The organism is Pantoea alhagi (genome assembly GCF_002101395.1).
GTDB classification, from domain to species: Bacteria; Pseudomonadota; Gammaproteobacteria; order Enterobacterales; family Enterobacteriaceae; genus Mixta; species Mixta alhagi.
This window is the reverse complement of sequence record NZ_CP019706.1, coordinates 2,179,292-2,192,468: the sequence shown is the minus strand read 5'-3', so window position 1 is coordinate 2,192,468 and position 13,177 is coordinate 2,179,292. Positions and strand designations below refer to the sequence as shown.

Genomic DNA, 13,177 nt, shown 5'->3' with positions numbered 1-13,177 from the left:
TTTTACGCAAAAAAAAACCTATTATACTCAGTAAAGTCGCATATAAAAAATCATGCCAAAATAAGAAGTTACTCCCCGCCAGGTTTTATTTTTTCAACACAAAAATCTCAGGATAACGCTAATGATAAAAAGGACTTTATATTTTTACCTGGTTTTATTTATTGTTAATTTTCCTGCCCTCGCTCAATTGCCGCAATTAGAATTACAGGTACATACCGACATTGTATTGCCGCCGAAAGAACAGCTTAAGGAATTAAAAACGCTTAATTATCCAGGACGGCTGCGCGTTGGCGTACCGGGTTCTCCGCATCCCCCTATTTACAACAATATGGAGCCAGGAAAATTCGCTGGTATCGCTGCTGACTATCTTGCCGCCCTGCAAAAAATGCTGGATGTTGAATTGCAGATCATCTTCTACGCTAAGCCAGCGGAAGCGATCCAGGCGCTCAGAGAACAGCAGCTGGATATGTTGGCTTTTTATAATCCCTATCTCTATGGCGAAGACGGCATTATCGCTACCCCACCATGGCTGCTGGATCGTCCGATTATTGCCCAAAATGAGCGCGCCCCGGTTAACTTTAACAGCGCCATGCAGCCGGTGCTGGCCTGGGCTGAAGCCCCTGGCTTTAGCCAGCAACTGCAACGCTACTTTCCAAACGCGCGCCTGAAGCACTATCACGATGCAGAAATGGCGCTGGCCGCCGTCGCCTTCGGTCAGGCAGATGCTATGTGGGGCAGCGCTGCCAGCATTGAATTCATTCGTCGCTATGGTTACAGCGGTCGAATTAACCTGCAGGCCAGCCGCTCGGTTCCTGATATGAATCTCTCTTTTGGCGTGTCCGCAGCACAGCCGCAACTGGCTAAAGCAATTAATATCGCGTTGCAGCAGATACCCCTGGCGGGCCGCCTGCGCATCGCCACCACCTGGGGGCTGGACTCGACGTTTGTGCTTAAAACCAATCTGTTACAGCTTAATGCAGAGGATGAGATCTGGCTGCGTCAACATCCGGTGATTCCCGTAGTGCCAAACTGGAACATCGCCCCGCTTTCAATGGTGAATTATGATAACCAGCCTGCCGGGATTGAAGCTGAGCTTCTGCAACTGATTAGTGAACGCACCGGCGTTAAGTTCGTTTACCCTGAGCCTTTCGCCGCCAGGGATAATAATATTCTGGCGCTTCGTCTGGCGGAACTGGAGCCGGAACACCCTGATCCTCACCTTGTTTATTCACGCCCGTATATCGTTACGCCATGGGTAATGGTGCAGAAAAACAATAACGGTCCGGCCTGGACCCTTTCGGCGTCGGCAGGCAAGGAGCTGGCGATTGAAGCACGTAGTCCTGTGCGCAAATGGCTACAGCAACAGTATCCCGGAACTAAAATGCGTATCGTAGAGAATGCGCAGCAGGCTTTTGAACTGTTAGCGAAAGGCGACGTTGATGCCATTATTCAACCCAAAATTATCGCCGACTATCAGTTAAATAATCAGTATGCCGGTCATCTGCGGATCAGCCACACCCTGAACAGCAAACCTGCACGTTTCGTTATGGCTACCCAGACTGAAAATCTGGAATTAATGCATATTATTGATAAAGCCCTGCTGGAGATTTCGCGCGACACACGAGAAAGAATCGTGCTGCACTGGCAAAACGCCCGTCACGTCGACACTTATAATTACTGGCAATATTACCGCAGCACCATTATTAAAATTACGCTGGGGCTCGGCCTGCTTGCACTACTGATCCTGTTCTGGAACCGGCATCTGCAGCGCATTATCCACGAGCGCACCCGCGCAGAACAGACCTTAAAAAACCAGTTAACCTTTACCAATACGCTGTTTGATGAGTCGCCGGTAGTGATGTATGTTCGCGACCGGCAGATGCGCCTGCTGCACTGCAACAAGGCCTACGTCGATTTCCTGCATATTCCACGTGAACAGCTGTTGGGTACAGCGCTTGATATGCTGCCGACAGAGTCTGTTATCAGGCAACGGTTTCAGGAAATTTATCAACAGACCTTTGAAGAAGGAAAACCTCTGGTGCAGGATCTCAACATGCATTATGAGGGGCGCGACTATTACGCGTTGCACTGGGCGCTGCCCTACCGCGATCATGCGGATAATATCGTGGGCGTTATTGGCGGCTGGCTGGATATTACCGAGCGCTATGAGTTGCTTAACGCCCTGGAAAAAGCCAAAGAGGAAGCCGACCGCGCCAACGAATTTAAAAGCCGCTTTCTGGCCAATACCAGCCATGATATTCGCACCCAGTTACATGCGATTATTGGCCTGCTGGAGCTGGAAATGCGGTGCTCGCCGCGACCGCTTGGGCCGAATATCACAGCCGCTTATGAAGCTGCCACTACACTGCAAAATCTGATCGGCAATGTACTGGACTTATCGAAAATTGAATCCGGAATTTTAGAGCCTGAACCAACGCCCACCAATCTGGTGACGGTTGTGGAACAGCTGTTTGCTCTGTTCCACAGCAAGGCAGAGGCGCGCGGCCTGACCTTTCGCAAAGCGCTCAGCGTGGTACATCCCTGCGTGCTGATTGATGCCACCATGTTTAATCAAATTGTCGCTAATTTGCTGAGCAACGCGCTGAAATTTACTCATGCGGGTAAGGTAGAAATTATGCTGTATCAGCAGCCGGACGCCGTCGAGCTGGCGAATAAGCGCGGCCGCTATATCCTGAAAGTGAGCGACACCGGCTGCGGTATTAGTCCTCATGAGCTGCATAAAATTTTCGATCCCTTTGTTCAGGTAGGCGATCGACATAATCAACAGGCGGGAACCGGCCTCGGCCTGAGTATCTGCCGCCATCTGGCACATCTGTTGGGTGGAGAAATCAGCGTAGAGAGCGAGTCGGGTACAGGCTCCGAGTTTATTTTTAGCTTTTGTGTGCCGCTATGCGAAGAGCGTACGCCAGTCAACGAGATCCATGGACAGCATCAGGGCGGCGGCGTTATGCGCATTTTGATCGTGGAAGATCACGCCCCGAACCGGCTGCTGCTGGCCCAGCAGCTGATCTATCTGGGCCATCAGGTTATTGAAACAGAGCGGGCCAGCGAGGCGCTGGCTTATTGGGAACAGCAGAGAAACGCCATCGATTTAATTATTACCGACTGCAATCTTCCTGATATGGATGGTTTTATTTTTGCCCAAACTTTGCGCCAGCGTGAAGCAGAACTGGGGCTTCAGCCGGTACCGATCGTTGGCCTGACTGCCGCCGCAGAAAAGACGATCCAGCAACGCTGCATCGATGCCGGTATGAATTGCTGTCTGTTTAAACCAGCGAATATCGATACCCTGAATAGCTTTATCTCTACCTCTGTTTATGTGGACGCGCCCGCAGTACCGGGCAACGGGCTGCTTGAGCAGCTGATCGATGTTGATCCTGATGCCTGCGCCAGGCTAATTACCAGCGCAATTGTTAGCCATCGCCAGCTGGTCATTCAGCTACAGCAATGTCATCAGCATGCTGAGATCATTACCCTGGCCCATACATTAAAAGGCGGAGCGCGCCTGCTTAATGCCGTGCGGCTGGAAAAGCTGTGTCAGCAGTTAGAAGACAGCGAAAGCGATGATGTCCACCTTGATGAACTGTGTCAGGAAGTGATTAATGAAGTGCAGGTGCTGGAGGCCATGCTGCTTAACCGGCTGCGATCGTTAAACCGCGACTGACCCGAAGGCTCTGTCTTTAACGTCTGCCACGCTTGTCGGGCAGGCGTTTTGCTTCAGGCTCGCTGCTTTTTTGATATATCTCACAGGCTGACCCGCTGCCGCTTTTCTTTCTTAACCTGAGCGCTACAGTCAACTCATCCGACCACTCAATAATAATTTAACATTCAGGTGAGCAGCTTTATGTCGATCACGCCATCGCTATTCGATCCGCTCGATCTTGGCTTTACCCAACTAAAAAACCGTGTGCTGATGGGATCGATGCATACCGGTCTGGAAGAGCGGCCTGACGGCGCAGCGCGGCTCGCCGCCTTTTATGCCGAGCGCGCAGCAGGCGGCGTTGCGTTGATCGTTACCGGCGGCATAGCTCCTTCCCCGGAAGGGGTGGTGGTTGCTGGCGGTTCGGTGCTGAATGCTGAAACGCAGCTGGCGCATCACCGCATCATTACCGAGGCAGTTCACCAGCATAATGGGAAAATCGCCTTACAGATCCTGCATGCAGGCCGCTACAGCTATCAGCCTGCGCTGGTAGCACCTTCGCCGTTACAGGCGCCTGTTAATCCTTTTATGCCGCAGCCCCTGAGCCATGAGGCTATTTTGCAGTTGATTGAAGACTTTGCGCGCTGTGCGACGCTGGCCCAGCAGGCAGGCTATGACGGCGTGGAAATCATGGGTTCGGAAGGCTATTTGATCAATCAGTTCCTGACGCTACGCACCAATCAACGTAGCGACGAATGGGGCGGGGACTTTGCGCATCGTATGCGTTTTGCGGTACGCATTGTGCAGGCGGTACGCGCTGCGACCGGACCTGACTTCATTATTATTTACCGGCTGTCGATGCTCGATCTGGTGCCGGAGGGCAATACGCTGGAAGAGACAATCGCGCTGGCGCAGGCTATCGAAGCGGCGGGCGCCACGCTGATCAATAGCGGTATCGGCTGGCATGAGGCGCGTATTCCTACCATCGCAACCTCGGTTCCGCGCGCGGCTTTCGGCTGGGTCACGCGCCTTCTGCGACAGCATGTGACGCTGCCGCTGATCGCCACCAACCGCATCAACCAGCCCGAGGTGGCGCAGCAACTGCTGGATGAGGGCTGTGCGGATATGATCTCAATGGCACGGCCTTTCCTTGCGGATGCTGCCTTTGTTGCTAAGGCGCAGGCCAACCGCGCCGCCGAAATCAATACCTGTATCGGCTGTAATCAGGCCTGTCTCGATCAAATTTTTGCGGGCAAAGTGACTTCCTGTCTGGTTAACCCGCGCGCCTGTCATGAAACGCTGATGTCGGTGACGCCCGCCCGCCAGCAGAAAAAGCTGGCGGTGGTTGGCGCAGGCCCCGCTGGCCTGGCGTTTGCGGTGAACGCCGCCATGCGCGGCCATCAGGTCACACTGTTCGATGCCGCCAGCGCTATCGGCGGTCAGTTTAACGTGGCGCGCCTGATCCCTGGCAAAGAGGAATTTAATGAAACGCTGCGCTACTACCGTACCCAGCTGCAGCGCTACAACGTTGAGACCCACCTGAACTGCCGTGCCGACGCGGAAATGCTGCACGATTTTGACGAGGTGATCCTGGCCAGCGGTATCGTGCCGCGTATGCCAGCGATTGAAGGCATATCGCACAGCAAGGTGCTGAACTATCTGCAGGTGCTGCGTGACAAAAAACCGGTGGGTTCACGCGTTGCGATTATTGGCGCTGGCGGCATCGGCTTCGATACCGCCAGCTATCTCAGCCACAGCGATAATGCCAGCAGCCTGAATATTGATGCCTTCTGCCAGGAGTGGGGGATCGATAAAAGTCTGCAGCAGCGCGGCGGGTTAACCACGCCGCAGCCCGTCGGTAGCCCGCGTCAGATTTGGTTGCTGCAGCGCAAAGCGGGCAAGCCGGGCGCCGGGCTGGGGAAAACCACCGGCTGGATCCACCGCAGCACTCTGCTGGCGCGCGGCGTAGAGATGTGGGGCAGTGTGCAGTATCAGCGCATTGACGATGAGGGGCTGCATATCCTGCGCGACGGCCAACCGCTCACGCTGGCAGTGGATAACGTGATTATCTGCGCCGGACAGGAGCCTGACCGGACGCTGGCGGTTCCTCTGCAGGCGGCAGGTAAGGCGGTGCATATTATTGGCGGCGCGGATGTGGCGCTGGAACTGGATGCACGCCGCGCTATCGCCCAGGGAACGGAGCTGGCGCTGACCATCTGATCGGCGCTGGCAATCTCAACGCAGCTTTACCGAGCGCAGCACCACAAACTTGTTATTTGACGCAACGGTGGTGCAGTTGCCAAACAGCTTTTTCATTTTGCGATAATAATCCAGATGGCGGTTGCCAACGATACGCAGTTCACCGCCATACTGCAGGCAGCGGCGCGCGTCCCGGAACATCTGCCAGGCGATATGATCGGTCACTGCGCTCTGCTGATGGAAAGGAGGATTACAGAGCACCGCATGCAGACGATCGGCCGGAAAACCGCTCAGCGCGTTATTGACCTGAAAATGGCTGCGCGCCATATCCTGCGGACGGTTAAGCTCAACGTTCATGCGGCTGGAAGCGATCGCCATCCAGGATTCATCAATGAAATGCACTTCCGCCTGTGGATTCATCTCCAGCGCCATCAGGCCAATCACGCCGTTGCCGCAGCCGAGATCGGCAATCTCGCCGGTGATATTATCCGGCAGATGCTGCATAAAGAAACGCGCGCCAATATCCAGCCCGCTGCGGGAAAAGACATTGGCATGATTATGAATCTGATACGCGGTGCCATCCAGCGGCCAGCTCAGCGTTTCCGCCTGCGGCTTGAGTTCCGGCGCGGCAAAGGTGCTGTAAACCAGGCGCGCTTTTTTCCACGCCAGCGAGGTTTTCGTTGGGCCAAGAATACGTTCAAACAGCTGCAGCGTGGAAGTATGGATATCTTTCGCGCGCGCACCGGCAATAATAACGGTTTCTGGCGTCACTACTTCACGCAGCTGACGCAGCTGATGCTCCAGCAGTGCCAGCGTGCGGGGGATTTTAATCAGCACGCAGGCGGGGGCATCAGGCAGCGGTGCCATGCTGTCAAGCAGGGTCACCCGATCCTCATCCAGCTGGTTGTCACGCAGATTTTGACGCGTCGCCTGCTGGCTAATCCATGAATCATTAATGCTGTAGAGTGGGCGATCCAGCGCGCAGGCGAGCGCGCCAAAGCTGTCGTTAAAAACCAGCAGCGGCCCCTGCTCCGGCGCCGGCAGCGTTTGCTGCAACAGATACTCATCGGCCGAATCCCACGCCTGGAGTGGGTTTTCTTCCTGCATACGCGGGAAGCGGTGTAAGGTCAGCGTGCGTTGGCTCAGTTCTAATTGGCTCATGGATTCCTCGGCGTGGTACTATTGCGCATCTTTTCGCCCCGAAAGCGGGGGCGCAGTATACTGCCTTTTTATTCGAGCCGCGTCATGTCGTCGTTAATTTATCTGCAGGGCTATCCTGAAACGCTGCTGCGCCAGGTCCAGACCCTTATCGATCAGCAGCGCCTTGGCGAAGTGCTACAAAAGCGCTATCCCGCCATGCACAATATCACCAGTGACAAAGCGCTGTATGACTATACGCAGGCGCTTAAAAACCGCTATTTACGCAACGCCGCGCCGCTGAATAAAGTGATCTATGACAGTAAAATCCGCGTCATAAAACATGCGCTTGGCCTGCATACCGCCGTCTCGCAGGTGCAGGGCGGCAAGCTGAAAGCACGGGCGGAAATTCGTGTTGCCACGCTGTTCCGCCAGGCACCGGAAGCCTTTCTGCGCATGATCGTGGTGCATGAGCTGGCGCATATCAAAGAGAAAGAGCATAACAAAGCGTTTTACCAGCTCTGCTGCCATATGGAGCCAGATTATCATCAACTGGAATTCGATACCCGACTATGGCTGACTCATCAGGCACAGCTGGGCAACGCCGATTAAATAAACGCTTTCGCCTTTCTAATCAGGCTGGTTTTGGTCAATACGCCAAGATATTTACGATCCTGTGGATTATTTAAAACCGGCAGACGCTCCAGCGTGACCTGCGCAAAGGCTTCCCATCCTTCGCGCACCGTTTGATTACGGAACACACAGGGAAACTGTGCATCCATCACCAGAATCACCGGCGAATCAAGCGTAATTTCATGATCGAGAATTTTGCGCGAAATATCATGAATCGAAACCACGCCAAGGAAATGTCCCAGGTCGTTAATCACATAGACATAGCGCTCTTTTTTCAGCGAGCTGACCGCCAGCGCGCGCCCTACCGATTCATGCGGCTGTAGCGCGGCACCGGGCACAATCAGCTGCTCGATGATACTGTTATCAAAATCGAGTTTGGCATCAGCGCGATTAAAATGCTGCGTTACCACGGGATAGGTGCTGGTCGCCTGCAACTGCCAGGCTACCATTGCCGCCAGCACGGTAGCGATCATTACCGGAAACAGCAGGCTGCTGTTTAAGGTCATTTCCAGAACCATCAGCATCGCCATCAGGGGGGCCTGACTGACCGCAGCCAGTACCGCCCCCATGCCCACCACTGCAAACAGCAGCGTGTTGCTTACCGGCAGCCCGGCCTGTCGCGCCAGCGTAGCGATAATTACGCCCAGTAGCGCCCCTACCAATAGCGAGGGCGTAAATAATCCGCCTACCGCATTCGATCCCACCGACAACGCCGTTGCGCTCATTTTCAACGCCAGCAGCAGCAGCAGCGCGGGCAGCAGATAGTGTCCGGCCATAATCTTTACGATCACTTCATAGCCGTTGCCAAGGATATCGGTGGAAATCAGCGCCAGCGTGCCCACCAGCAGCCCCCCTAATCCAAGACGCAGCGGCAGCGACTGAACATGAGAAAAAAGCTGCCTGCTGTGGCCGATCATTTTAATCAGCAGCCAGCCAAGCAGGCCGGATAACAGGCCAACCGCAACCGTCAACAGCAGCGTGGTCGGATCCAGCTGAAACGCGACCTCGGCAAAGGGATAAAGCGCATTGCGCAGCCCCAGCGACCACATGGTCATAACCGCCGTGGCGGCCGCGATAATCAGCGGGATCAGCCGCTGCAGCGCCGTAATGCCAAAAGCGATCTCCGCCACGAAAATTGCCGAGGCCAGCGGAGCATGATAAACGGAGGCCAGACCGGCGGCGGCGGCCATCGCGACAATTTCACTGTTATTGATAGCGACCGATTTAAAGCAAAAACGCCCCATCAGGCTGCCGCACAGCGCCGAAAGCTGCACCATCGGCCCTTCTTTACCAATAGAGGCGCCGCTGCCAATGCTGGCAATTGATGAGAGCGCGCGAAACAACGAAGTTCTGGTTGGCACCGCATCCAGCCGGGCGTTGATTACATCCAGATAGTCGGTTTTACTGATTTGCTGCTGTTCGAGACTGACGGCATAGCGCAGAAAAAAACCAGCAATAACGCCGCCTGCCCCGACGATCAGCGGCCAGCAGTACCAGGGCCAGACGGTCATTGCCACAGTAATATCGCGATCGCTATGAAACAGTAATTGATTAATCAACTCAATAAGATGACGGAAGCCCAGCGTTACCAGCGATGCCGCGCAGCCTACCGGGATCGCGACCAGAATAGTGGTCCAGTTAAGAACATGTTTAACGCTCACATCGCATCCTTCTGTTACGGTTCCTGCATCCGGGAAGAAGCCATGATATTGGAAGGCGGATCGCAGGATCAAATCAGCAGCAGCGCTTTGCCGTGGCGCAACCCAACGCGCATGCTACTCTGCCCTTCTGCACTCAGGCTCAGGAGTTGGAATTTTTATGATTCGCTTCGCTATTGTAGGCACTAACTGGATTACCCGGCAGTTTGTGGAGGCTGCCCATGAAACCGGCAAAATGAAGCTGACCGCCATTTACTCGCGCACGCTGGAACAGGCATTGGCTTTCGCTAAAGATTGTCCGGCCGATCACCTCTTTATCTCACTGGAGCAGATGGCAGCCTGCGCTGGGATTGACGCAGTTTATATCGCCAGCCCTAATGCCCTGCATTGTGAGCAGGCGCTGCTGTTCATGCGTCATAACAAGCATGTGATTTGTGAAAAGCCGCTCGCCTCTACTCTTCAGGAGGCTGAACAGATGATCGCCTGCGCCGCTGAAAATCAGGTGGTGCTGTTTGAGGCGTTTAAAACTGCCTGCCTGCCGGGTTTTCAGGTGATCCAGCAGGCCCTGCCGCAGCTTGGCAAGCTGCGTAAGGCGCTGTTCAACTATTGTCAGTACTCTTCCCGCTATCCGCGTTACCTGAACGGCGAGCACCCCAATACTTTCAATCCGCGTTGGTCTAACGGCTCTATTATGGATATTGGCTATTACTGCCTGGCCAGCGCGCTGGCGCTATGGGGCGAGCCGCAGCGGGTGCAGGCGCAGGCCACGCTACTGGCAAGCGGCGTTGATGCGCACGGTGCGGTGCTGATGCATTACGGCGATTTCGATGTCACGCTGCTGCACTCCAAAGTCAGCGACTCGCATATTCCCAGCGAAATTCAGGGCGAAGGGGGCTCGCTGGTGATAGAAAAACTCTCTGAAGTCCAACGCATTACCTTTATCCCACGCGGCGGTGCGGCGCAGGATCTGACGCCGGCGCAGCACAGTAACACGATGCGCTATGAAGCTGAGCATTTCGCAGAGCTGGTCGCTAAGCGGCACATTGAGCATGCAGGATTGTCGCTGGCGCGCAGCACAGCGCGCCTGTTGTCAGAGATACGTCAACAAACCGGAGTAGTTTTTCCGGCTGATAAAGCGATCAGATCCAGCTAGTGTAAATATTTCAAAATATTACTTTAGATACATTGCTTATTGACTGGTGCTCTTCTATCTTTCTTTGCAGCAAAGGGGAGTAACTTGTTAGCCGATCGATCGTCATTACGATGCGTTATGCATCCGGTCATCGGGCAACCCGGAATTATTTCTGCGTTGTAAGTGAGACCTTGCCGGAAGGCGGGGTTTTGCTTGCGATAAACAGCGCGGCTGACGTCTTCCGACGTTGGCCGTTTTTGTTTACTGACAGGATATTATTTATGCAAACCGTTGGCACACCGTTACTCTGGGGCAGCTTTGCCGTTGTCGTGCTAATCATGCTGGCGATCGATCTCTTTTTACAGGGACGGCGCGGCGCACAAGCCATGACGCTTAAACAAGCGGCAGTCTGGTCGCTGGTCTGGGTTTCTGTTTCCCTGCTCTTCTCCGCCGCTTTCTGGTGGTATCTCGATGGCTCTGCCGGCCGTGAAATGGCGAATACCCAAACCATGGCTTTTTTGACCGGTTATGTACTGGAAAAAGCGCTGGCCGTGGATAACGTTTTTGTCTGGCTGATGCTGTTCGGTTATTTCGCTGTACCGGCTGCCTATCAGCGACGGGTGCTGATTTATGGCGTGCTGGGCGCTATTGTTCTGCGTACCATCATGATTTTTGCCGGTAGCTGGCTGGTCACGCAGTTTAGCTGGATCCTCTATCTGTTCGGCGCCTTTCTGCTGCTTACCGGCATCAAGATGGCGTTCAGCAAAGAGGAAGATGAAAATTCCGTCGGAGATAAACCGGTGGTGCGCTGGCTGCGCAGTCATTTACGTATGACGGATAATCTGGAAGGCGAGAAGTTTTTCGTCCGCCGCAACGGCCTGCTGTATGCCACGCCGCTACTGCTGGTACTGATTATGGTAGAGCTGAGCGACGTGATTTTCGCCGTCGACAGTATCCCGGCCATTTTTGCCGTTACCACCGATCCCTTTATTGTGCTGACCTCTAACCTGTTTGCGATCCTTGGCCTGCGCGCCATGTATTTTCTGCTGGCGGGCGTGGCAGAACGCTTCTCCATGCTGAAGTATGGCCTGGCGATTGTGCTGGTATTTATCGGTATTAAGATGCTGATTGTTGATATCTGGCATATTCCGGTTTCCGTTTCACTGACTGTGGTTGGGTCCATCCTTGGCCTGACGCTGTTGATCAACGCCTGGGTTAATCACCGAAACGATCGCAATAAAATAGGCAAAGCAGAGTAACAAATTAATATGCTGCGGGGCGCTTAGCGCCCCGTTAATTATTCCGCTCAAACAAGATCAAGCAATTGGAATCACTGTCACAATTCCAATAAACAGAAACAAAAAAAGTTGATCCCGCCCTGATAGCCATAATTTCTGCTTTTCCTGCCAACGCATTTCCTTATACTCCTCCAGGCAAACACTCATGCCGCTCGTGGTCTGATAAGGCGGCGACGGCCACAATAACTATTACTGGTTCTCACGATGGAAAAAAGTTCTTCCACGCTGATTGCGCGCCTGTTCGGCGGCAGTCTGGTAAAACAAATTATGGTAGGCCTGGTGGCCGGTATTGCGCTTGCCTGGTTCTCCAAAGATGCAGCGCTGGCGGTGGGCCTGCTCGGCTCGCTTTTTGTTAACGCCCTGAAAGCCGTAGCGCCATTGCTGGTGCTGGTGCTGGTCATATCCTCGATTGCTAATCACCGACACGGGCAAAAAAGTAATATCCGCCCGATTATCCTGCTGTATCTGTTAAGCACTTTCTGTGCGGCAGTGGTCGCGGTGGTTTGCAGTCATTTCTATCCGCAGATGCTGACCCTGAGCGCGGCGCAAACGGAAATCACTCCGCCGTCCGGCATCGCTGAGGTATTAAACGGCCTGCTAATGAGCATGGTTGCGAATCCCTTTACTGCCTTAATGAACGCTAACTATATTGGCATCCTGGTTTGGGCAATTGGTTTAGGCATTGCATTTCGCCACAGCAGCGACAATACCCGACAACTGCTTAGCGATGCCTCCCACGCGGTGACCTGGATAGTACGCATAGTGATCCGCTGTGCGCCGCTGGGCATCTTTGGTCTGGTTGCCTCCATCCTGGCGTCAACCGGCTTCTCCGCACTGTGGAATTATGCGCATCTGCTCACTCTGCTGATTGGCTGTATGCTGCTGATGGCGCTGGTGTTTAACCCGCTGCTGGTATGGTGGAAAATCCGCCGCAACCCTTATCCACTGGTATTTACCTGCCTGCGTGAAAGTGGCGTGACCGCTTTCTTTACCCGCAGCTCGGCAGCCAATATTCCGGTAAATATGGCGTTGGCGAAGAAGCTGAATCTGGACGAAGATACCTATTCGGTCTCCATCCCGTTGGGCGCAACCATTAGTATGGCGGGCGCTTCCATTACCATTACCGTGTTGACGCTGGCGGCTGTTAATACGCTGGGCATTCATGTTGATGTGCCCACAGCCGTACTGCTCAGCCTGGTCGCTTCACTGTGTGCCTGTGGCGCATCCGGCGTGGCTGGCGGCTCGCTGCTGCTGATTCCGGTGGCCTGTAATATGTTTGGCATTCCTAATGATATCGCCATGCAGGTAGTGGCGGTTGGCTTTATTATCGGTGTATTGCAGGATTCAGCGGAAACCGCACTGAACTCATCCACCGATATTCTGTTTACCGCTGCCGTATGTCAGGCGGAAGAGCAGCGCACTGCATCGAAGAGCCTTAGCTAACCGCTGAGGGCTTCTG

The 13,177-nt window shown here is 54.1% G+C and carries 8 protein-coding genes; 6 read left to right on the top strand and 2 right to left on the bottom strand.

Annotation, left to right across the window (positions count from 1 at the left end):
- Positions 1–121: 121 nt before the first annotated feature.
- Together B1H58_RS10255 and B1H58_RS10250 are read left to right on the top strand one after the other, a co-directional pair.
- Positions 122–3,685, top strand: coding sequence for an ATP-binding protein (locus B1H58_RS10255; RefSeq protein WP_085069980.1), 3,564 nt, complete (start codon positions 122–124; stop codon positions 3,683–3,685).
- Between the two features lie 180 nt (positions 3,686–3,865).
- Positions 3,866–5,881, top strand: coding sequence for an NADPH-dependent 2,4-dienoyl-CoA reductase (locus B1H58_RS10250; RefSeq protein WP_085069978.1), 2,016 nt, complete (start codon positions 3,866–3,868; stop codon positions 5,879–5,881).
- Positions 5,882–5,896: 15 nt separating this feature from the next.
- On the opposite strand, the gene rlmG is transcribed toward B1H58_RS10250, so the two are convergent.
- Positions 5,897–7,021 carry a 23S rRNA (guanine(1835)-N(2))-methyltransferase RlmG gene (gene rlmG, locus B1H58_RS10245; RefSeq protein WP_085069976.1) on the bottom strand — a complete coding sequence of 375 codons (1,125 nt, stop codon included), beginning with the start codon at positions 7,019–7,021 and terminating at the stop codon, positions 5,897–5,899.
- A gap of 84 nt (positions 7,022–7,105) precedes the next feature.
- Between rlmG and B1H58_RS10240 the strand changes: the two genes are divergently transcribed.
- The gene (locus B1H58_RS10240; protein WP_085069974.1) at positions 7,106–7,609 is read left to right on the top strand and encodes a M48 metallopeptidase family protein; all 504 of its coding nucleotides are present in this window, start codon (positions 7,106–7,108) and stop codon (positions 7,607–7,609) included.
- Here the strand turns inward: B1H58_RS10240 and B1H58_RS10235 are convergent.
- The gene (locus B1H58_RS10235; protein ID WP_085069972.1) at positions 7,606–9,291 is read right to left on the bottom strand and encodes a chloride channel protein; all 1,686 of its coding nucleotides are present in this window, start codon (positions 9,289–9,291) and stop codon (positions 7,606–7,608) included. The two genes, B1H58_RS10240 and B1H58_RS10235, sit on opposite strands and share 4 nt — an antisense overlap.
- Before the next feature lie 157 nt (positions 9,292–9,448).
- Here B1H58_RS10235 and B1H58_RS10230 point away from each other — a divergent pair, with 157 nt between their 5' ends.
- The 3 genes from B1H58_RS10230 to sstT all read left to right on the top strand — a co-directional run bounded on the left by B1H58_RS10230 (position 9,449) and on the right by sstT (position 13,161).
- On the top strand, positions 9,449–10,441 hold the full coding sequence (locus tag B1H58_RS10230; protein ID WP_085069970.1) for a Gfo/Idh/MocA family protein: 993 nt from the start codon (positions 9,449–9,451) through the stop codon (positions 10,439–10,441).
- A 260-nt stretch (positions 10,442–10,701) separates the two neighbouring features.
- Positions 10,702–11,679, top strand: coding sequence for a TerC family protein (locus B1H58_RS10225; protein WP_085069968.1), 978 nt, complete (start codon positions 10,702–10,704; stop codon positions 11,677–11,679).
- Between the two features lie 243 nt (positions 11,680–11,922).
- Complete coding sequence (gene sstT, locus B1H58_RS10220) at positions 11,923–13,161, top strand: serine/threonine transporter SstT (RefSeq protein WP_085069966.1); 1,239 nt, start codon at positions 11,923–11,925, stop codon at positions 13,159–13,161.
- Positions 13,162–13,177: the final 16 nt, after the last annotated feature.

Bases quoted from the DNA above. Each gene is read 5' to 3' on its own strand.
- B1H58_RS10250 (WP_085069978.1), top strand. From the start codon at position 3,866: ATGTCGATCACGCCATCGCTATTCGATCCGCTCGATCTTGGCTTTACC.
- sstT (WP_085069966.1), top strand. From the start codon at position 11,923: ATGGAAAAAAGTTCTTCCACGCTGATTGCGCGCCTGTTCGGCGGCAGT.
- B1H58_RS10255 (WP_085069980.1), top strand. From the start codon at position 122: ATGATAAAAAGGACTTTATATTTTTACCTGGTTTTATTTATTGTTAAT.
- B1H58_RS10225 (WP_085069968.1), top strand. From the start codon at position 10,702: ATGCAAACCGTTGGCACACCGTTACTCTGGGGCAGCTTTGCCGTTGTC.
- B1H58_RS10240 (WP_085069974.1), top strand. From the start codon at position 7,106: ATGTCGTCGTTAATTTATCTGCAGGGCTATCCTGAAACGCTGCTGCGC.
- B1H58_RS10230 (WP_085069970.1), top strand. From the start codon at position 9,449: ATGATTCGCTTCGCTATTGTAGGCACTAACTGGATTACCCGGCAGTTT.
- rlmG (WP_085069976.1), bottom strand. From the start codon at position 7,021: ATGAGCCAATTAGAACTGAGCCAACGCACGCTGACCTTACACCGCTTC.